Source organism: Arthrobacter sp. 05T45 (assembly GCF_056395875.1).
Map to the genome: position 1 here is coordinate 33,271 of NZ_JBFTKI010000027.1, position 19,340 is coordinate 52,610.

The 19,340-nt window shown below is 68.8% G+C and carries 16 protein-coding genes; 9 read left to right on the forward strand and 7 right to left on the reverse strand.

Annotated features, from left to right (window positions below):
- Positions 1–4: 4 nt before the first annotated feature.
- The 3 genes from AC1DGD_RS18990 to AC1DGD_RS19000 are packed head-to-tail and all read left to right on the forward strand — an operon-like array spanning position 5 to position 4,496.
- Positions 5–1,432: a gamma-aminobutyraldehyde dehydrogenase gene (locus AC1DGD_RS18990; protein ID WP_476857848.1), complete on the forward strand. Its 1,428-nt coding sequence runs from the start codon at positions 5–7 to the stop codon at positions 1,430–1,432.
- Positions 1,433–1,451: 19 nt separating this feature from the next.
- A complete protein-coding gene (locus tag AC1DGD_RS18995; protein WP_476857849.1) occupies positions 1,452–3,224 on the forward strand; it encodes an amidohydrolase in 1,773 nt (590 codons plus the stop codon).
- A gap of 9 nt (positions 3,225–3,233) precedes the next feature.
- Positions 3,234–4,496, forward strand: coding sequence for a M20 family metallo-hydrolase (locus AC1DGD_RS19000; protein ID WP_476857850.1), 1,263 nt, complete (start codon positions 3,234–3,236; stop codon positions 4,494–4,496).
- A 78-nt stretch (positions 4,497–4,574) separates the two neighbouring features.
- Here AC1DGD_RS19000 and AC1DGD_RS19005 read toward each other — a convergent pair whose 3' ends face one another.
- The gene (locus AC1DGD_RS19005) at positions 4,575–5,351 is read right to left on the reverse strand and encodes a VOC family protein (protein ID WP_476857851.1); all 777 of its coding nucleotides are present in this window, start codon (positions 5,349–5,351) and stop codon (positions 4,575–4,577) included.
- A 92-nt stretch (positions 5,352–5,443) separates the two neighbouring features.
- Between AC1DGD_RS19005 and AC1DGD_RS19010 the strand changes: the two genes are divergently transcribed.
- Both AC1DGD_RS19010 and AC1DGD_RS19015 read left to right on the forward strand, forming a co-directional pair.
- Complete coding sequence (locus AC1DGD_RS19010; RefSeq protein ID WP_476850563.1) at positions 5,444–6,043, forward strand: YdeI/OmpD-associated family protein; 600 nt, start codon at positions 5,444–5,446, stop codon at positions 6,041–6,043.
- 79 nt (positions 6,044–6,122) lie between these two features.
- The gene (locus tag AC1DGD_RS19015) at positions 6,123–6,905 is read left to right on the forward strand and encodes a phosphatase PAP2 family protein (protein WP_476857852.1); all 783 of its coding nucleotides are present in this window, start codon (positions 6,123–6,125) and stop codon (positions 6,903–6,905) included.
- Here the strand turns inward: AC1DGD_RS19015 and AC1DGD_RS19020 are convergent.
- Positions 6,858–8,813 (reverse strand): glycogen debranching N-terminal domain-containing protein, encoded by a 1,956-nt coding sequence (locus tag AC1DGD_RS19020; RefSeq protein ID WP_476857853.1) that lies wholly within the window; start codon positions 8,811–8,813, stop codon positions 6,858–6,860. The genes AC1DGD_RS19015 and AC1DGD_RS19020 overlap by 48 nt on opposite strands.
- A 354-nt stretch (positions 8,814–9,167) precedes the next feature.
- On the opposite strand from AC1DGD_RS19020, the gene AC1DGD_RS19025 reads away from it, so the two are divergent.
- Both AC1DGD_RS19025 and AC1DGD_RS19030 read left to right on the forward strand, forming a co-directional pair.
- The gene (locus AC1DGD_RS19025; RefSeq protein ID WP_476857854.1) at positions 9,168–10,019 is read left to right on the forward strand and encodes a lysostaphin resistance A-like protein; all 852 of its coding nucleotides are present in this window, start codon (positions 9,168–9,170) and stop codon (positions 10,017–10,019) included.
- Between the two features lie 108 nt (positions 10,020–10,127).
- On the forward strand, positions 10,128–10,403 hold the full coding sequence (locus AC1DGD_RS19030) for a DNA gyrase subunit A (RefSeq protein WP_476850567.1): 276 nt from the start codon (positions 10,128–10,130) through the stop codon (positions 10,401–10,403).
- A gap of 137 nt (positions 10,404–10,540) precedes the next feature.
- Here AC1DGD_RS19030 and AC1DGD_RS19035 read toward each other — a convergent pair whose 3' ends face one another.
- From AC1DGD_RS19035 to AC1DGD_RS19055, 5 genes are all read right to left on the reverse strand, one after another.
- A complete protein-coding gene (locus AC1DGD_RS19035; RefSeq protein WP_476857855.1) occupies positions 10,541–11,680 on the reverse strand; it encodes an aminopeptidase P family protein in 1,140 nt (379 codons plus the stop codon).
- Between the two features lie 130 nt (positions 11,681–11,810).
- Positions 11,811–12,995 (reverse strand): ABC transporter ATP-binding protein, encoded by a 1,185-nt coding sequence (locus tag AC1DGD_RS19040; protein ID WP_476857856.1) that lies wholly within the window; start codon positions 12,993–12,995, stop codon positions 11,811–11,813.
- Positions 12,992–14,491: an ABC transporter permease gene (locus AC1DGD_RS19045; RefSeq protein WP_043436715.1), complete on the reverse strand. Its 1,500-nt coding sequence runs from the start codon at positions 14,489–14,491 to the stop codon at positions 12,992–12,994. The genes AC1DGD_RS19040 and AC1DGD_RS19045 overlap by 4 nt, the downstream gene beginning before the upstream one ends.
- A 110-nt stretch (positions 14,492–14,601) precedes the next feature.
- The gene (locus AC1DGD_RS19050; protein WP_476857857.1) at positions 14,602–15,657 is read right to left on the reverse strand and encodes an iron ABC transporter substrate-binding protein; all 1,056 of its coding nucleotides are present in this window, start codon (positions 15,655–15,657) and stop codon (positions 14,602–14,604) included.
- A 180-nt stretch (positions 15,658–15,837) separates the two neighbouring features.
- A complete protein-coding gene (locus AC1DGD_RS19055; protein WP_476857858.1) occupies positions 15,838–17,028 on the reverse strand; it encodes a glycoside hydrolase family 76 protein in 1,191 nt (396 codons plus the stop codon).
- A 194-nt stretch (positions 17,029–17,222) separates the two neighbouring features.
- On the opposite strand from AC1DGD_RS19055, the gene AC1DGD_RS19060 reads away from it, so the two are divergent.
- Both AC1DGD_RS19060 and AC1DGD_RS19065 read left to right on the forward strand, forming a co-directional pair.
- Positions 17,223–18,044: an SDR family NAD(P)-dependent oxidoreductase gene (locus tag AC1DGD_RS19060; RefSeq protein ID WP_476857859.1), complete on the forward strand. Its 822-nt coding sequence runs from the start codon at positions 17,223–17,225 to the stop codon at positions 18,042–18,044.
- Positions 18,045–18,133: 89 nt separating this feature from the next.
- A complete protein-coding gene (locus AC1DGD_RS19065; RefSeq protein WP_476857866.1) occupies positions 18,134–19,315 on the forward strand; it encodes an acyl-CoA dehydrogenase family protein in 1,182 nt (393 codons plus the stop codon).
- Positions 19,316–19,340 lie beyond the last annotated feature (25 nt).

Below are 19,340 nucleotides of genomic sequence, written 5' to 3' on the forward strand. Positions count from 1 at the left end.
CGTCATGATCACCCTGCACAACATCATCAACGGTGAGATCGTCCCCGGCAGCGCCGCCGACGGTTCGGACGCGGCCACCCTGCCGTTCTTCGACCCCGCCACCGGAGTCCAGCTCGGCACCGCCCCGGACAGCGACGCCGCCACCGTGGACCGCGCCTTCCAGGCCGCCCACACCGCCTTCCAGAGCTACAAGCGGACCACCCCCGCCGAACGCCAGGCCATGATGCTCAAACTCGCCGACCTCATCGAGGCCAACGTCGACAGGCTCCTGGACGCCGAGGTAGCCTGCACCGGCAAGCCGCGCCAGATCACCCGCGAGATCGAGATCCTCCGCGGCGCCGACCAGCTGCGCTTCTTCGCCGGCGCCTGCCGCGTTGTGTCCGGGACCGCCCAGACCGAATACGTCCGCGGCTTTTCCTCCACCGTCCGGCGTGAACCCCTCGGCGTGGTCGCCCAGATCACCCCGTGGAACTACCCGTTCATGATGGCCATCTGGAAGATCGGACCGGCGCTCGCCGCCGGCAACACGCTGGTCCTGAAACCGGCCGACACCACGCCTTGGTCCACCCTGGTGCTGGGCGAACTGGCGCAGGAGGCCTACCCCGCCGGCGTCGTCAACGTCATCTGCGGTGGCCGGGGGACCGGTGCCGCCATGGTGGATCACGAGATCCCGGAAATGGTGTCTATCACCGGCTCCACCAGGGCCGGGGCTCAGGTGATGTCCGCGGCGTCGAAGACCCTCAAGGACGTCCATCTGGAACTCGGCGGCAAGGCACCGGCGATCGTTTTCGCCGACACCGACATTGACGTGGCGGCCAGGGAGATCGCGCTCGGTGCGTTCTTCAACGCCGGGCAGGACTGCACCGCCGTGACCCGTGTGCTCGTCGAGGACTCCATCCACCAGGAGTTCGGTGCCGCGCTCGCCGCGGCAGCCGCAGCGCTGCAGGTGGGCGGCGACGCCGCGGACCTGGGCCCGCTGAACAGCGCCGCCCAGCTGGACCGGGTGGAAGGCTTCATGTCCCGGCTGCCCGCGAACGCCAGGGTCCTGGCCGGCGGCAAGCGGACGGGCGCCGGCTTCCACTTCGAACCCACCGTGATCGACGGGGTGTTCCAGGCCGACGAGGTGGTCTGCGAGGAAATCTTCGGACCCGTCGTCACCATCCAGCCCTTCCGGGACGAGGCCGAAGCCTTGGAGCTGGCCAACGGGACCAAGTACGCGCTGGCCTCCAGCGTCTGGTCCAACAACCACGGAGTGGTCACGCGGGTCTCGAACGAGCTGGACTTCGGCGCCGTCTGGATCAACTGCCACCAGGTGATCCCCGCCGAGGCGCCGCACGGCGGTTTCAAGCACTCCGGGACCGGCAAGGACCTCTCCGTCTTTGGCCTGGAGGACTACACCCGCATCAAGTCAGTCACCACCTCCCACCGCTAAAGAACCACGTAGGTAACCCTTGAAACTCGATCTGCTGCTGCGCAACGCGGACATCATCACCATGGATGAGCGCCGCCCGCATGCCACCTCGCTGGGCATCTGGCAGGGCCGGATTGTGGGCCTCGACGACGACCTGGCCGGCCTGGACGCGGCCGAAGTCCTGGACCTCGGCGGCGCCACCGTGACCCCCGGCTTCATCGACGCCCACTGCCACACCACCTGGTTCGGGCTCGGCCTGGGCGAACTGGACGTCTCCGCCGCGCGCGGCCTGCACCAGCTCTACGCCCTGCTGGAGGCCGGCATGGCGGCAGACAGCGCGCAGCCTGAGGCAGGGCCAGAGTCTGAGGCAGGGCCAGAACCCGGGACCGGACCGGCACCGGACTGGCTGCTGGCCACCGGCTTCAGCCAGCAGCAGCACGGCGGCGAGTTCCCGGACATCACCGTTTTGGACCGGATCACGGGAAACCGGCCGCTGTTCATGCGGCACAACTCCGGGCACATGGCCGTCGTCAACACGGCCGCCCTCCGGCTGGCCGGCGCCGAACCGGCGTCGTTTCCGGACCCCGACGGCGGCGTCATTGTCCGCGACGCCGACGGCCGCCCCACCGGGCTGGTCCAGGAAACCGCGCAGCAGCTGATCCAGCAGCTCATCCTGCCGTACTCGTCCGAGGCGATCGAAGCCGCACTGGACCGGGCTACCACCTACTACGCCGCGGAGGGCATCACGAGCTTCACCGAGGCCGGGATCGGCGGCGGCTGGATCGGCCACAGCCCCGTGGAGCTGGCCGCCTACCAGCGGGCGGCAGCCGCGGGCAGGCTCCACGCCCGGGCGCAGCTGATGCCCGTCCTCGATGTGCTTCACCCGCTCGGTGGAGAGCACCCGCCGGGTCCCACGCCAGCCGGGCTGGACCTGGGCATCACCAGTGGCTTCGGCGGCGACTTCCTGTCCCTGGGCCCGGCGAAGGTGTTCTTGGACGGGTCACTGCTCGGCGAAACGGCCGCGGTCAGCCATGACTACTGCAGCCATGGCGGGACGGACAACACCGGCAACACCGGCTACTTCCAGGCGGAACCGGAGGCGCTCCGGGCAAAGATCGAGGCTGCCTATGCGGCCGGCTGGTCGATCGCGGCGCACGCCATCGGCGACCGTGCCGTTGACCTCGCGATCGAGATCATCACCGGCTGCGCCGCGAAATACGGCCCCCGGGCCGTGCCCAACAGGATCGAACACGCCTCGATGACCCGGCCCGAGCAGCTCCCGCGGCTGGCCGCCGCCGGCATCGCCGTCACCCCGCAGGCCAGCTTCTTCTTCGACGGCGGGGACGGCATGACGCTTTCGCTCGGGCCGGAACGGCTCGGCTGGGCCTACAGGGCCGCGTCGTTCCTTGCCGCGGGGGTGACGCTCGCCGGCAGCTCCGACCGCCCCGTGGCCGACGGCAACGTGCTCCGCGGAATGCAGGCCTTCGTGGACCGGGGCACCGCCTCCGGGGCCGTTTTCGGGAACCCGGACGAGCGGCTGAGCCCGTTCCAAGCCCTGGCGGCGTACACCACCGGAGCCGCCGTAGCCACGGGCACGTCCGGCATCAAAGGCTCACTGACCACCGGGAAGCTGGCCGACTTCACCGTCCTGTCCGGGTCCCCGCTCACCGCGGGCAGCATCGCCGACCTCGCGGTGCTGGCAACCGCCGTCGGGGGGAGCTTTACGTTCCGGACCCCCGGCCTCACATTCCCGGTTGCGGCCGATTCGGCCGCAACCGGTCCACTCTTCAGCGCAGCTACCAACCGTTCATAGGGGAACACCGTGACTACTGAGACCACTTTCAGCACCCGCGACGCCGCGTTCGTGCGGGACTTCCACAACATGAGTGAATTCGGCGCGACCGAGAACGGCGGCGTGGACCGGCAGGCGGCCAGCGTGCCGGACGGCCAGCAGCGGCAATGGCTTACGGGCCTGCTGGAGGCCAAGGGCTTCACCGTACGGTTCGACCGGGTCGGCAACCAGTGGGGCCTCTATGAGGCCGTGCCGGGTGCCCCCTTCGTGGTGGTGGGATCCCACATGGATTCCCAGCCGACGGCGGGTCGCTACGACGGCGCGTACGGCGTGCTCGCCGCAACCCACGCGGCCTTCCGGCTCGTGGAGCAGTGGGCCGCGGCCGGAGCAGCCGGGCAGCCCCGGTTCAACATCGCGGTGGTCAACTGGTTCAACGAGGAGGGCTCCCGCTTCAAGCCGTCCATGATGGGCTCCTCCGTCTACACCGGAAAGCTCGAACTCGAGACCGCGCTGGCCACCACGGACGCGGCCGGAGTCTCGGTCCGCGAGGCCCTGGACGCGATCGGCTGCCGCGGCAGCTATGAGGGCCCCGAAGCCGCGTACTGCGCCGAAATCCACATTGAACAGGGCCGGAGCATGGAACGCGAAGGCATCACCATCGGCCTGGTGAACTCCAACTGGGCGGCCAACAAATACGAGTTCGTGGTCCACGGCGAGCAGGCCCACACCGGATCCACCGTGATCGCGGACCGGAAGGACGCGCTGCTGGGTGCGTCCATGATGGTGGTCGCCGCCCGGGAACTCGCCGACACCTTCCCCGGCGTGCTGCACACGTCCGTGGGGCAACTGAATGTCTACCCCAACTCGCCCGTCGTGGTGCCGTCCCGGGTGAGCCTGCTGCTGGACCTGCGCAGCGCCGATGAAGCTGTCCTAGCCGAGGCCGACGCCCTGCTGGACGAGCGCATCGCCGGGATCGAGAGGCTGGCAAACGTCACGGTGGAGCGCAACCACGCCCACACCTGGCCCGTGACCCCCTACCAGCCCGAAGGCGTGGAACTCGCGGCCAAGGTGGCGGCGGACCTGGGCCTTGCGAACAAGCAGGTCATGACCCTGGCCGGGCACGATTCGACCAACATGAAGGACCTGGTCCCGACGGTGATGCTGTTTGTGCCCAGTGTGGACGGGATCTCCCACAACGAGCACGAATACACCACGGACGAGGACATCGTGGCGGGCCTGGCGATGCTCACCGAGGTAGTGAACCGGCTCTGCAACGGGGCGCTGGAGGACTGACCGCGGCCACCAACGGCTGAACTCCACAGGTCCTCCGCGGCCGCCCCGGAAACCCCCGGGCGCCTGGCGAGTGCCTTCTCAGGCGCCTTCGGGCTTCTGCGAGATCCAGAGCATCGCCCCGTGGGGGTTCTCCGGTAGGTCAGCGGCGTCCGGGTTGGCCACGTGCAGGGTCCGGCCGAAGGCCTCTTCCGTCAGGCTGACCCGGTGGCCGGCGGCCGCGAGGCGGTCCCGCAGGCCGGCGAGGTCACCGGTGTATTCAAACCCCAGGCCGGTCCGGGCCGCGCCGCTGGCGGGCCGGACCATCAGCACGCCGCCGTTCTTCGCCGTGAAATCCGCGGTTTCGTCGTCGTCCGGGGCCGGCCGCAGCCGGGCGCCCATGTTCCGCAGGGTTTGCGCGGCGGCGGCCGCGTCCGGCGTGAACCAGACTTCGACGACGGCGAGGGCCGGATCGGCGTCCGCGCACTGTGCGCCGTGGGCTGCCTTGTCCGCGAAGAAAGCGAACCCGTCCGCGCCCGTGATCCGGCAGGTATCGCCGTGACGGGCGCTGACCAGCTCGGCCGGGGTGGTCCCGTCCTCCGCGCCGGCCAGATTGGTGCGGCGCGCGAATTCTGCCAGGTCTCCGACCTCGACGCCGAAGTCCGTCTTTCCATCCAGCACCATTCCGGCACCGGCACCGTCCCCGGCATCAGCCCCGGCGGCACCCGCCGCTACCCGGTGCAGCGCGAGGCGGCCCGAGCCGGCGTCGAACTCCTGCCAGTTGCCGTCGTCGACTGTGCGCACCATGCCGAGGGCGGACAGCAGGCCCTCCCACTGGTCCATGCGGGAGGTGTAGTGGATCGGGCGGACGCGCAGCATGGGATCTCCTTGCGAGGGACGGTTTTTGGCTCCTCCTGACATGGTGCCACCAAAGCACCCCTCCGGTCAGCACGGCAGGGCACAATGGGGCCATGGCTGTTGAACTGGAGGAACTGCTGGTGAAGGACGCCGCCGAGTGGCGCGCCTGGCTGGAGCAGCACCACGCGCAGAGTCCCGGGGTGTGGCTCGTGCTGCACAAGAAGGGCGGATCGGTGACGGAGCTGGACTACGAGGCCGCGCTGCAGGAGGCGCTGTGTTTCGGCTGGATCGACGGGCAGGGGCGGCGCCGGGACGAGGAAAGCTCGTTCCAGCGGATGACCCGGCGGGGACCCAAGAGCGTGTGGTCGGCCCGGAACGTGGAGCGGATTGACCGCCTGGAGGCGGCAGGGCGGATGGCCCCCGCCGGGCAGGCGGCCGTCGCCGCCGCCAAGGCGGACGGGCGCTGGGAGGCCGCCTATTCGGGCGCGGCGACGGCGGAGGTCCCGGATGACCTCGCCGCCGCCATCGCGGCGGAGCCGCGGGCGCAGGCGATGTTCGAGGTCCTGACGTCCGTGAACCGGTATGCCCTGATCTACCGCACCAACTCGGTCAAGCAGGCCTCGACCCGGGAGCGGAAGATCGCCGGGTTCGTGGAGATGCTGGCCAGGTTCGACACGCCGTACCCGCAGACCAGGCGTCCCCCGGAACCGTAGCGCTCGCCCGCCGCGCATCCCAGAGAATTCCCAGCGCCCTTGCTGGCTGCGGGGAGTTGCCTCTGGCAGGATTGGGCGAATGCTCCTTGCCCAGCGTGCCCCGCGACCCCCTGCCCGCCTGCCGCTGCCGTCCCAGCAGCGGCTCTTCTTCGTGGCAGCGGGCCTGTTAATCGCGGGCGAGACGATCTTCTGGACCGTGCTCGCCGCCGTGCAGTCGAACAGCGGCGTGGCCGACCTGGACGGGCCCGTGCACGACGGAATCGTGGCGTCCCGGACCCCCCTGGCCACCGCCATCCTGGCGGCCGTGACCACGGTGACGTCGCCACTGTGGATGACGGTGATCGGCTGCGCCGTGGCGCTGGCCTGGGCGGTCTTCAAGCGTGAAGTCTGGCGTCCCGCCCTGCTGGTCGGCGCCATGGCGGCCACCTTCGCGGTGTCCACGCTGGTGAAGCACGACGTCGGCCGGAGCCGGCCCGCCGCCAGCGGCTTCATGCTGGGACCGGACGACGCCCTGTCCTTTCCCTCCGGCCATACCTTCGGGGCCGGCGTCTTCCTGTGCGTCCTCAGTTACCTGCTGCTGGCGGCCCGCGGCACGCGGACGGGCAAACGGACGACGTCGGTGCTCGGCTTCGCGGCAGCGGCTGCCGGGACACTGGTGGTTGCCTTCAGCCGCCTGTACCTGGGGTACCACTGGCTGACGGACGTGCTCGCCTCCATGGGCCTGGCGCTCGCCGTTACCGGGATCGTTATCCTGGCCGACGGGCTGCGCGCCGCCGCGGCCCCGTCCGGGCAACACTCAGTGGAGGCGGGACCGTCAGAGTCCGACGCCCATCGCCTGGGCGATCACCACCGCCGAGGCTGAGGACCACGCCTGCGGGTGGCACGACGCCGGATACGGTACCGCGACGCTCGAGTCCTCGGCCCGCACCCCGGCGAACACCTCCGGCAACCGGTGCCCGAAGGAGGCCGCCGCCGCGATCAGGCCGTCGGCGAGGGTGCGTGCCTCTGCGACAAAACCGTCGGCCAGGAGGCCGCGGATCGCGATGGCGGTGTCGTGGCTCCAGACCGAGCCGCAGTGGTAGCTGAAGGGCCAAAACCCTGCGGCCCGCCGCGAAATCGTGTGCACGCCGTAGCCGGAGAACAGCTCGGGGCTCACCAGCCGGTCCGCGACGATCCGGGCTTCGGCCGCGTCCAGGATGCCCGTGCCCAGCAGATGTCCCATGTTCGAGCCCGGGATGTCCAAGGGGACCCCGTGCCCGTCCAGGGCCATTGCCGGGAACGGCCCGCCGTCGTCCTCAACCCAGAAACGCTCCCGGAACCTGAGCCGCAGGGCCGCGGCGAAGTCGCGCAGCGCCTGAGCGCCCGGTTCCCCGAACGCGTCGAACAGTTCCGCCGTCCCCATGGCTGCCTGGTACGCGTAGCCCTGCACCTCGGACAGGGCGATGGGCCCCTCGGCCTGCCGGCCGTCGCGGAACTGCATGGCGTCCCGGGAATCCTTCCAGCCCTGGTTGCTCAGGCCGTGGCCCGTGGAGTCACGGTAGCTGAGGAACCCGCCGTTGCCGGCTGCGCCGTCCGTTCCGGCTGCGCCGTCCGCTGCGCCGTCTACCGGGGAGCCGGCGGCGAGCAGCCACTCCGCGGCGCGTGCCGCGTTCGGCAGCAGCGACCGCACGGCGTCCTCGTCCCGGCCGGTGCGCCAGAGTTCACCGAGCAGGCAAAGCCACAACGGGGTGGAATCCACCGCCCCGAAGTACACCGGCGGCAGGCGCAGGTTCTGGCTCTCAAGAACCAGTTCCTTGGACCGCAGTTCGTGCAGGATCTTGCCGGGTTCCTCGGCGGCCGCCGCGTCCGTCCGGGTGCCCTGGAAAGCAGCCAGCGCGCGCAGGGTGCCCGCCGCCAGCCCGTTGTCCGCGCCGGTGTCCAGAGGCAGCAGCAGCCGCGCAGCCCACAGCGAATCCCGTCCGAACAGCGTGAAGTACCAGGGCGCCCCGGCGGCGATGAACGGGGCGTCCGGCAGCTGGCGGGTGGCCATGCGGAGCCCGGCCACGTCATCGAGGGAGTTATCCAGGAGCAGGCCCAGGGCCCCGGCCGGTCCGGTCCGCGGCGGCCTGGCCGCGGGCGGGCGGGCAGCCACCACGGCGTCGTCGTCATCGGTGAGGACGGCCTGCCATTCGGCCTCGAACGGCCGGCCCCGGCCCAGGGTTCCGCGCCAGGCGAGGTGGCCTTCCGGGGTGACGGCGCCGGGGGCCGCGACCGCCAGGGTCTTGCCACCCTCCTGCCAGCGCAGCGTGGACCCATCGGCAGAGACCGGCGCGGACGGGTCACGGAAGCGGCTGAGGCGGATCTGGGCCATGTCGGTGAAGTCGGCCGCGAGGGCTACGTCGATTTCGACGTCGAGGGAATCCAGCGAGGTGCGCAGCTGCAGGGTGTGCCGCACCACGCCCGGCGTCACTGTCCAGGTCTGGAGGAGCTCGACGGCGGGATCCTCCGTGGGTCCCGGGATGCCCCGGACCAGGCCCCGGACGCGCAGGACGCCGCCGGGCTCGGCCTCGACGGTGGCCGGTTCGGGTTCCAGTCCGTTGACGCGCACGAGCGCCCGGCAGAGCATCCGGGTGTCGCCGTGGAGCAGCCCGGTGAACCCGGCCGGATCAGCGGAGTCACCGGCTCCGGGCGGTTTGACCTCGCCGGCCAAGCGGCCGTCAGGATCGAGCCACAGCTGGGTGGGGGCGGCAACGGAGCAGAGTTGGCGGTGCAGGCCGGGCTGAACAGTCATCCGCCTACCCTATGCCGGGCACTGGGCGGTCTCAATGCGCCACAGCCCGCTGCCGACCGCCTAGGAGGTCATGGCGTCGGCCGCCGGCCGCCGGCTGCCGGGCTGCCGGGCTGTGGACTGCGGCCGCGTCGAAACGCGTGCGTAGCCGATTAGCTTCGTCGTGTGTCCGACCTACGGGACGCTTCCATCGGGTTCATCAGAACCATCTTGGCGGTCGCTCTTCGTCACGTTGCCATGGTGGCCAAAGATGATTTGCCGAACATCAGAGAGAACTTTTCGCTTCCGCTCGATCGCTTATTCTTAGCGTGGTGGCCCGACTAAGTGGGGGAACGAACGGGGAGGGAAGTTCTAATCATGGAAAATAACAGTTCTACGTGGGTCCGGTTTTGGAACCGGGGGACGTGGTGGAAAGCGCTCCTGATCGTCGCCGTGTATTGGGGCGTGTACGAACTGATCGGGCTGGGAATAGGTGCACTGGTTGGGGGCTCCATCGACCTGGGAAGCCCCCTGAGCGATCCGCTCAGCGCATTCCTAGGTTTAGCACTCCCTATCTTGCTCTCGGGAATACTCCTCTTTCTCTTCGCTCGCTCCCTCGGCTGGGTCAAGGAAATCTTCGGTCCCCAACCCGTCCGCGGGAAGGCCTGGATGCGGGTCGCAGTCCTCCTCGTCGTCGTCCCAATCTTCCTACGGCTGATGGCAACCAACTGGTCCGCCTACTCCATCGGGCTTGTTCTGGTTATGGCGTTCTTCGGATTGTGCGTGGGGTTCACTGAAGAACTCGCCACGCGAGGAATAGTAGTGAACATGCTCCGAAACGGCGGCTATGGCGAACGACTGGTTTTTGTCTTGTCATCCCTGTATTTCGCGCTGCTGCACAGCGGAAACCTCCTCACCGGAATGGCCCCCCTGGTTGTTGCCGTTACCGTCGTCTACACCTTTGGATTCGGTGCCATGATGTACCTCTCCATGCGCGCGACGGGCCGGATCACGTGGGCCATCCTGCTGCATGCCGCCACAGACCCCACAACGTTCCTCGCCACCGGTGGGATCGACGCCACCTCAGCCACAGCTGGGGCGGAAGAACTGATATCACTCGCGGGGCTCTTCAACTGGGCCTATATACTCCTGGCGCTCCTTGCCATCTTCCTCGTCAAGGGCCGCGCCAACCGGACACACGACATCCCCCCAGTCCCCGCCGTGGCCTGACCTGAGGGGCCAGCTCAACAACTCGCTCGGTGTCGCACTAGCGCCCGCAAGCCGATCCCCAAACTGGACGGAAATGCTCCAAGACTGCGGTCGTGCAAGAATCGCGGCATGGATGAGCATGACCGGCAGATGAGGGAACAGCAGTTGATGATCGTCGAGGCTCTGGTGCAGGCGATGGATCGGCGGGACGAGGTCTTCCAGGTGATTGAGGATTCAGAGGACTTGGACGAAGCAATCCGTCGCGTGGGTCAACTGTTGGGCGTGGGAGAAGTGCCCAGCCGGGCAGTCCTCGACATGCAGGCCAGAAGATTCACCCGAGACCAGCGTCAGGCCATCGCTTCCCATGCAGAAGAACTTAGATCAAGGTTGCCCGATGGACACTGAACCGCGCCTGACGGCGGCATCGGTGGTCGCATGGGTTCTGACTGGCGCTCAGCCTGGCCAATACGAGATCGCTCCTGAGGACTCTCAGAAGCGGTCTCGTTCCGAGGCCACGCCAGATCGTGGACCAGGTCGGCTAACTAGTGGACGATTCTCATCTCGTGCGAGGTCTGATTGAGTCGCCGTCCGCCGTCGGGAACGACCGTCACAATGTCCTCGATCCGTACGCCGAACCTGCCCGGCAGGTAGATTCCGGGTTCGATCGAGAAGCACATGCCGGGGTGGAGGATCTGGGTTTCGCCCTCGACCATGTACGGCGGCTCGTGAGTCGTCAGCCCGATTCCGTGCCCGACGCGGTGAATGAAGTAGTCGCCGTAGCCGGCTTCAGTGATCACCGCCCGGGACACGCGATCGATCTCCTGGCACTCGACGCCTGGACGCACGGCCTCGAACCCGGCCTGCTGCGCGAGTCTGACGATGTCGTGAACCTCGCGCTCCTCGGCGGTGGGCTCGCCGACGTGCACGGTCCGCGTCGTGTCTGATCCGTAGCCGTGTTTGAGGCCGCCGAAGTCGAGCACCACCATGTCCCCGTCCTCGATGATCCGCGGGCCGATCTCGTGGTGAGGGTTGGCCCCATTCGGACCCGAACCGACGACGGTGAAGTCCACCTGCGAATGACCGAACTGGCGAAGCAGGTCGGCGAGATCAGAACCGACGTCGGTCTCGCTGCGCCCAGCGAACCGCACGGTGACGATCTCCTCATACGCCTGGTCTGCGGCCGCGCCGGCCGCCGCCAGCCGCTCGATCTCGTCGTCATCCTTGATCGCCCGAAGCATCGGCAGGGCGGTCGTCATCGAGACGTAGGACGACTTGGGCAGTCGATCCTGCAGGCCGAGGAGGTGCATGGCCCAGGCCGAGTCAGAGACGGCATAACGTCCGGTGCCGGCCATCAGCGTCGCAGATTCCGTGTAGGGGTCGCTCCCGTCGGTCCAGTCGGTGATCCGCAGATTCGAGGCGCCGGCGGCCGCTTCCGCGTCGGGCCTCTCGAGCCTCGGAACGATCATGGCGGGCTCGGCGTCGACGGGAATCACGAGCATGGTGATGCGTTCAGTGATGGCCACGGGTGCATAACCGGTGAGGTACAGCAGGTCCGGTCCGGGAGTGACCAGGATGCCGTCGAGCCCGGCATCCTGGGCGGCGTGGGCTGCTCGCCGCAACCGTTCGGCGAAGTCATCGGCGGTGAACGGAGCCGGCCCGGAAAGGCCGCGGTGATCACTCATGGTTCGCATTCTCGTGCGCGGGGCATCACCGGTCAACCCATCGCCTGGACAGCCGATGCAGTAACTCTGGAATCACCCGTCGCGGGTGAGACTTCGGGGCAGAGAGGCTTCAGGACGCCGAATCTCGCCGTTACGGCTGCTCATCCATCGGAAAGGCGACGGCCTCGCCCACGACGCGAAGCCGCAGCTCCGTGCCGGGGCGGGCGATCGAGGCGTTCCAGTGCCGGATGGTGATGATTTCCCCGCCGCCGGGGTAGCGGTGGTCCGGGATGGCGCCGGCGGCAAGGACCGGCGGGACGGGGAGTTGGAGCCGCACCGTGGTTTCGGGGCCGAAGTAGTCCGTGTCCACCACCGTGCCGCGGATGGGGCCGTCCTCCGAAATGCGGATCTGCTCGGGCCGCAGCATCAGCTGGACCCGGCCCTGGGCCGGCGGGCGGCGCACGGGGATCCCGCCGAGCGAACACGTGGCCAGGGAGCCTTCCATCCAGGCATCCAGGATCACGGCGTCGCCCAGGAACTCGGCGGTGGCGCGGTCAGCCGGGCGCGTGTAGACGACAAACGGGTTGCCGATCTGGGCCAGCTTGCCGCCGCGCATCACGGCCACCTGGTCGGCGAAGGACAGCGCCTCGGCCTGGTCATGCGTGACGAGGATCGTGGTGACGCCGGCGTCCTTCAGCACCTGGGCCACGGCGCGGCGGGTGGCCACCCGCAGGCCGGCGTCCAGGGCGGAGAAGGGCTCGTCCAGCAGCATGAGCGCGGGCTTGCGGGCCAGCGCCCGGGCAAGGGCAACCCGCTGCTGCTGGCCGCCGGAGAGCTGGTGCGGGCGGCGCTTGGCCATGGCCGGGTCCAGTGAGACCATTTCCAGCAGCTCGCCCACCCGCGCCTTGACGCCGCGGCGGCCGCCGGGAAGCTGGGCGGCGTCCAGGCCGAAGGAGATGTTCTGCCCAACCGTCAGGTGCGGGAACAGGGCGCCGTCCTGGGCGACGTAGCCGACGTGCCGCTTGTGTGCGGGGACCCAGGCGTTCTCCCCGGCCACCTTGCTTCCGTTGAGCGAGATGCTGCCGGTGTCCGGGTGCTCGAAGCCGGCAATCAGGCGAAGGAGCGTGGTCTTGCCGGAGCCGGAGGGTCCCACGATCGCCGTCGTTCCGCCCTTGGCGACGGAGAGGTTGACGCCCTTGAGGACGGCCTGGGGCCCAAAGTTCTTGGTGACGGCGTCGATTTCCAGGTGGCTGTTGGTGCTGGTGGCCACGGAAGCCGCGACCCGCGGCTCGGGGAGGCGCGAGGGGGCCTCACGCGACGGGTAGACATCGGTCACTGTCCGGCTACTTTCTTGGACTGCTGGAAGAGGAGATAGGTCATGGGCGCCGAGATCAGGATCATCAGCAGCGCATAGGGGGCGGCGCCAGCGTAGTCGATCTCGCTGCTCTTGCTCCAGAACTCGGTGGCGAGGGTGCGGGTCCCGTTGGGCGAGAGCAGGAGGGTGGCGGTGAGCTCGTTGACAATCCCCAGGAACACCAGGGCCGCGCCGCCAGCCGCGGCGGGGGCCGTGAGCCGCAGCGTCACGCGCAGGAAGGCCAGCAGCGGCGGCTTGCCGAGCACCTGGGCGGCCTCGTCGAGTTCCTTCGGTGCCTGGGACAGCCCCGAGCGGATGTTCACGAGGGCCCGGGGGAGGAACAGCAGCACGTAGGCCGCGATGAGCAGCGCTGAGGTCTGGTACATGCTGGGCACCATCCGGATGCTCACGGTCACGAAGGCCAGGCCCACCACGATCCCGGGCATGGAGCTGGTGATGTAGTTGGACAGCTCCAGGGACTTGCTGAACCAGCCGGGGCGCCGCACGGCCAGGTAAGCCATGGGGAACGCGACCACGGTGGTGGCGACGGCCGCCGCGAGGCCGTAGGCCAAGGTCTGCAGGAGCGCCGGCATGAATTCTTCGGCAGCCCAGATTTCCGGGCCGCCGGCGACGATCCAGCGCAGCACGAACGTCAGCGGCAGCCCGAACGCAAGCCCGGTGAGGGCGATCAGGGACAGCTGGGCGGGGAGCTGGTAGGCGTGCAGGGGCAGGCGCAAGGCGCGTGCCTGGGCCCCGGAGCCGATCCTGGCGTACCGGGCGCTGCCGCGGCTGCGGACCTCCACGAGCAGCAGGATCAGGCAGAGGAACACCAGCACGCTGGCCAGCATGTTCCCGGCGGTGCCGTTGAACGTGGACTGGTACTGGACCATGATCGCGGTGGTGAAGGTGTCGAAGCGGATCATCGCGAAGGCCCCGTATTCGGCCAGCAGGTGCAGCGCGACCAGCAGCCCGCCGCCGGTCATGGCGATGCGCAGCTGCGGGAGCACCACACGGAAGAACGCGCGCCAGGCGCCGAGGCCGAGGGAGGCGGCGGACTGTTCGATCGCCGGGTCCAGGCGGCTGAGCGTCGCGGCGGCCGGGATGTACACGAGCGGGAAATAGGACAGGGTGGCGATCAGGACCCCGGACCACAGCCCGCCAAGGGACGGCACCGCGGAAACCCACGCGTAGCTGTTGACGAAGGCGGGGATGGCCAGCGGGGCGGCGAGCAGCACGGCCCACCACTTGCGGCCCACAAGGCTGGTGCGTTCGACGAGCCACGCGCCGCCGACGCCCAGGACGAGGCACAGCGGCACCGTCACCACGGTCAGCAGCACCGTGTTGAGCAGGAGTTCGCCCACGCGCGGGCGGAAGATCAGGGCCATTGCGGTGTCCCAGCCGGTGGAGGCTGTCATGAAGACCACGTAGGCCAGGGGCACCAGGGAAAACAGGGCGATGAGGACCGCGATGATGGACACGACAGAGACGCCGAAAGGCGGGCGGGGGCGTTTACCCCTGCCCGCCGTCGTCGTGTCAGTCGTCAAATCCCCAGAGGGACCGGGGACCGCCAGCTTGTTAGTCACTGCGGCTACAGCAGTCCTGCCTGGGTCATCAGCTCGGTGACCTTGGCGGAATTGAGTTTGGCGGGATCCACGGTGGGGGCCTGCAACTCCTTGAGCGGAACCAGCTTGTCGTTGGACGGGACGTCCGAGCCGACAGCGTATTCGAAGGAGGTGCCCTTCTGGAGCACTTCCTGGCCCTTCTTGCCGGTGATGAACTTCAGGAAGGACTGGGCCGCTGCGGCGTTCTTGGAAGACTTCAGCACGCCGCCGCCGGAGATGGAGACGAAGGCGCCCGGGTCCTGGTTCTTGAAGTAGAACGGCGTGACGTTCTTGGAGTTCTCGCCGGTCTTGGCCTGGTCGCCGTAGTAGTAATAGTGGTAGATCAGGGCGGCGTCGACTTCACCGGCGTTGACGGCCTTCATGGCCGTGCTGTTGCCCTTGTACGGCTTGGAGTTTTCCTTCATGCCCTTGAGCCAGGCCTCAGTGGCGGCTTCGCCCTTGAGTTCCAGCAGGGCCGAGACGATCGCCTGGAAGTCGGCGCCCGACGGCGAGGCAGCCCACTTTCCCTTCCACTCGGGGTTGGCCAGGTCCAGCATGGACTTGGGCAGCTTGTCGGCGCTGATCTTGTTCTTGTCGTAGACCAGCACGGTGGAGCGGGCCGCGATGCCGGTCCACTTGTTGGTGGAGGGGCGGAATTCGGCGGGGACCTGGTCCACGGTGGCCTTGTCCACATCCGCGAAGAGGCCGGCGTTTTCCACCTGGGCCATGGCGGGGGAGTTCTCGGTGAGGAAGACGTCCGCCGGTGAGGCCTGGCCTTCCTGCACGATCTGGTTGGACATCTCGGTGTCGTCGCCCTGGCGCACGGTCACCTTGATGCCGGTCTCGGCGGTGAAGGCGTCGATCCACTCTTTGGTCAGGGATTCGTGCTGGGCGTTATAGACCGTGATCTCGCCGGCGGCGGAGCCGTTGGCGGCAGCGCTGCTGCCGGCCGTGGAGGAGGAACCGGAGCCGCAGGCGGCCAGGCCCAGGGCGGCAGTGGCGGCCAGGGCGATGCCCGCCAGCGCGTTGGTGCGGATCTTCATGGGGCTACTTTCTACAAGGAAGTCGTCGTAGTGCCCTGCCCCCCGTGAGCGGGGAAGTTAGGGCATGCTCACTAAGAAAGACTGTAGGTTAGCCAAACCTAAGCGACCAACCTGAGGCTGGTTTAAGTGATGAGGATCACATCAATTACGATACTATTGCGTGACGTAATTGTCGCCGGGTTATCGGGCGGGCGCCTGCGCGATCGAGGCGGCCGCCTCCAGCACCATCCAGGCCTGCAGCTGCGTGGAGAGCTCGACGGCGGCGCCTTCCGGGTAGCTGCGGCGTGCCGGCGCGTCGGTGCGGTCGGAGAAGACCAGATGGCTGCCGCGGCGCGCGAGGCGGTCGTTCGGAGGGAGGATCCGGCGGCCCTCCCAGAGGGCCTCCGCCGTATCGTTCACGAGTGCCGCCGCCGTGGCCCGGGTTTCGGCTGGGAGGCGTTCGTCGACGGCGGCGAGGGCCAGGTAGCGGACGAGGATCCCCGTGAAGAGCCCGCCGTCGCCCGTTCCCTCGCAGCGCAGCACCGCGGCGGTGCGGCCCAGCAGCGGGGCCGGCTGCGTGAGGTTGGCCGCCACGGCGTCCACCAGTGCGGCCGCACGCCCGAGGTTGGGCTCGCCCCCGAGTTCCAGCAGGGCGCCGAGGACGGGCCCCTGGTTGTAGGTGTAGATGGTCTCTTCCAGCACCGCCTCGCCCGTTCCCGAAATCCGGAGGCCGTCGCGGTACAGGCCCTGTCCGGGCTCGTAGAGCCTGGCGTCCAGCCAGTCCAGCAGGGACTGCGCCTTGGTCCGGTTGCCGGTCCGCGCGTAGTAGAGGGCCACGGGTGCGGTGGCGGGGGTGTTCTTGAAGTCGCGCTTCGTGCTCCAGAATGTACCGCCGCCGAGGTCGTCCGTGGAAGCGGAGTCGAACTGCAGGGTCAGGCTTTGCAGGACCTTGGCGTTGCGCTCCCGGCCGGTGTGTTTGCGGGTGTCCTCGGCGAGCTTGTCCAGCCGGAGCGTGGCAAGGGCCAGCCAGGCCATGTCGTCGTAGTAGTTGTTGACCACCGTGAGGAAATTGCGCAGCCGGATGCCTGTGACGAGCCGGGAGGCGAGCCGGCCGGCGCTGGGCCGGTTCTCGCCGTCGAACTTGGCGCCCGGATGCCCGGGGGACCCCAGTTCCCGGCGGCCGGCGTCCACGAGGCAGTCCAGGTAGTGTGCCTGCCACCAGTAGTGCCAGGGCCGGGACAGGTTCTTCAGCCGGCCCGAGGGCCGGAGGATCGCGGCGATGTGGGTGCCGGGGAGGAAAAAGAGCCGCTGCCCGAAGAGTCTGGTCACTGAGCGGGCGGCCTCGTCCGCACGGAAGGACCAGTTGGGGGCGGAGGCGTCGGCTCGGGTCATGGCTCAAGCGTAATCGCGGGAGCCCGTCCGGCCCGCGACTGTGACTGCGCCCTCGGCGTGTGCGGCCCAAAGGTGCGCATTGGCCGCATTCCAGTTAACATTCACTAACTAATGTTCCCCGCGGGCCGCCTCTGCGGGCGCCGCCCGCGTCGAGGCTTCGCCGCCGGGGTTCGGTTCCACATCAAGGAGGATGGATGGACATCAAGGGTACTGTCGCGCTGATCACGGGCGGGGCCTCCGGTCTCGGAGCGGCCACGGCCAGGCGCCTGTTCGACGCCGGCGCGTCGGTGGTCCTCGTGGACCTGCCGGGTTCCGCCGGGGACGCCTTTGCCGACGAACTGACCGCATCCGCCGCTGCCGGCGCTGGAGAAGCTGCTGCCGGAGGCGGCCGCAGGGCCGTCTTTGTCCCGGCCGACGTCACGGACGAGGCGCAGGTGCAGGCCGCCGTCGACGCCGCCTCAGCATTGGGCCCGCTGCGCATCGTGGTCAACTGCGCGGGGATCGCCACCCCCGGCAAGGTCCTGGGCCGCGGCGGCGTCCTCCCGCTGGAGGCCTTCAACCGCGTCATCCAGATCAACCTCGTGGGCACCTTCAACGTGATCCGCCTCGCCGCGGCCGCCATGGCAGCCACCGAGCCCGCCGCCACGGAACTCGGCGGCCCCGAACGTGGCGTCATCATCAACACCGCCTCCGTTGCCGCGTTCGACGGGCAGATCGGCCAGCCCGCCTACGCCGCCTCCAAGGGTGCCGTCGCCGCCATGACGCTGCCGATTGCCCGCGAACTCGCGCGCTCGCTGATCCGGGTGGTCACCATCGCGCCGGGCATCTTCGAGACTCCCATGATGGCCGGCCTGCCCCAGGAGGCGCAGGACTCCCTGGGCCAGCAGGTGCCGCACCCGTCGCGGCTGGGCCGGCCGGCCGAATACGCGAACCTCGCCGCGCACATTGTGGAGAACGCCATGCTCAACGGCGAGACAATCCGCCTCGACGGTGCCATCCGCATGGGCCCGAAATGACCGGGTCTGAGATGGCCGCTGCCGAAGTGACCGCGGCAGGGCCGGCCGCCACGGCGGCCCTGGCCGCACCGACAGTGGCCGCACCGTCTGTGGCGGGGCTGCCCACGGCGGACTTCTTCGACTACGAAGCCCTGCTCAGCACGGCGGAGCGGGCCAAGCTGGCACAGCTGCGCGAGTTCCTGGCCGCCGAGGTTGCCCCGTTCGCCACGGACTGGTGGAACAAGGCCGAATTCCCGGCCCACATCCTGCCCAAGCTGGCCGCCTTGGAGCTCAGTGCCCCGGCCCAGCGCGGCTACAGCAACCTGTTCGCCGGGATCGTCATCGCCGAGATGACCCGGGTGGACACCTCGCTCGCCACCTTCTTCCTGGTCCACCATGACCTCTTCGTGGAGTCTCTCTACGGCTTCGGCTCCGAGGAGCAGAAGGCGCGCCTGCTTGAGGACGCGGCAAGCCTGCGCACCACCGGTGCCTTTGCCCTCACCGAACCGGACCACGGCTCGGACGTTGCCGGTGGCATGGAAACCCGGGCCCGCCGGGTCCCCGGCGGCGCGGCCGGCGGCGGCGACATCTGGGTGCTCAACGGCGCCAAGCGCTGGATCGGCAACGGCACGTTTTGCGACTACATGCTGGTCTGGGCCCGGGACGAGGCCGACGGCGGCATCCGCGGCTTCATCGTCGACGCCACCTTGCCGGGCGTGAGCCGGAGCCGGATCGAGAACAAGATTGCCCTGCGCACGGTGCAGAACGCGGACATCGTCTTCACCGACGTCCGGGTGGCCGAAACGGACCGCTTCGCCGGGATCAGCAGCTTCGAGGACACCAACGAGCTCCTGCGCGGTTCCCGGATCATGGTGGCCTGGCAAGGTGTGGGGCAGCAGCTCGCGGCGTTCGACGTCGCCCGGCAGTACGCCGTCGAACGCCAGCAGTTCGGCCGCCCGCTGGCAAAGTTCCAGCTGGTCCAGCAGCAGCTGGTCACCATGCTCGGCAACGCCGTGGCCAGCATGGGCATGATGGTCCGGATCGCCCAGCTGCAGGACGCCGGCGCCGCGGACATGCCGCAGGTGGCCCTCGCCAAGTCCTATGTCAGCGCCCGGATGCGCGAAACCGTCGCGATGGGCCGGTCCCTGCTGGGCGGCAACGGGATCGTCACCGACTACCGGATGGCCAAGATCTTCTCCGACGCCGAGGCGATCTACACCTACGAGGGCTCGTTCGAGATCAACACCCTGATCACGGGCCGCGCCGTCACCGGGGTGTCCGCGATCGTCTAGAAGACGGCTTTGACCGTTTAGACCG

Excerpts from the sequence above, each read along its gene's own strand:
- AC1DGD_RS19055 (WP_476857858.1), bottom strand. The coding sequence starts at position 17,028 with ATGACCCGAGCCGACGCCTCCGCCCCCAACTGGTCCTTCCGTGCGGAC.
- AC1DGD_RS18990 (WP_476857848.1), top strand. The coding sequence starts at position 5 with ATGATCACCCTGCACAACATCATCAACGGTGAGATCGTCCCCGGCAGC.
- AC1DGD_RS19035 (WP_476857855.1), bottom strand. The coding sequence starts at position 11,680 with ATGAGTGATCACCGCGGCCTTTCCGGGCCGGCTCCGTTCACCGCCGAT.
- AC1DGD_RS19010 (WP_476850563.1), top strand. The coding sequence starts at position 5,444 with ATGGCTGTTGAACTGGAGGAACTGCTGGTGAAGGACGCCGCCGAGTGG.
- AC1DGD_RS19025 (WP_476857854.1), top strand. The coding sequence starts at position 9,168 with ATGGAAAATAACAGTTCTACGTGGGTCCGGTTTTGGAACCGGGGGACG.
- AC1DGD_RS19005 (WP_476857851.1), bottom strand. The coding sequence starts at position 5,351 with ATGCTGCGCGTCCGCCCGATCCACTACACCTCCCGCATGGACCAGTGG.
- AC1DGD_RS19060 (WP_476857859.1), top strand. The coding sequence starts at position 17,223 with ATGGACATCAAGGGTACTGTCGCGCTGATCACGGGCGGGGCCTCCGGT.
- AC1DGD_RS19015 (WP_476857852.1), top strand. The coding sequence starts at position 6,123 with ATGCTCCTTGCCCAGCGTGCCCCGCGACCCCCTGCCCGCCTGCCGCTG.
- AC1DGD_RS19020 (WP_476857853.1), bottom strand. The coding sequence starts at position 8,813 with ATGACTGTTCAGCCCGGCCTGCACCGCCAACTCTGCTCCGTTGCCGCC.
- AC1DGD_RS19030 (WP_476850567.1), top strand. The coding sequence starts at position 10,128 with ATGGATGAGCATGACCGGCAGATGAGGGAACAGCAGTTGATGATCGTC.
- AC1DGD_RS19050 (WP_476857857.1), bottom strand. The coding sequence starts at position 15,657 with ATGAAGATCCGCACCAACGCGCTGGCGGGCATCGCCCTGGCCGCCACT.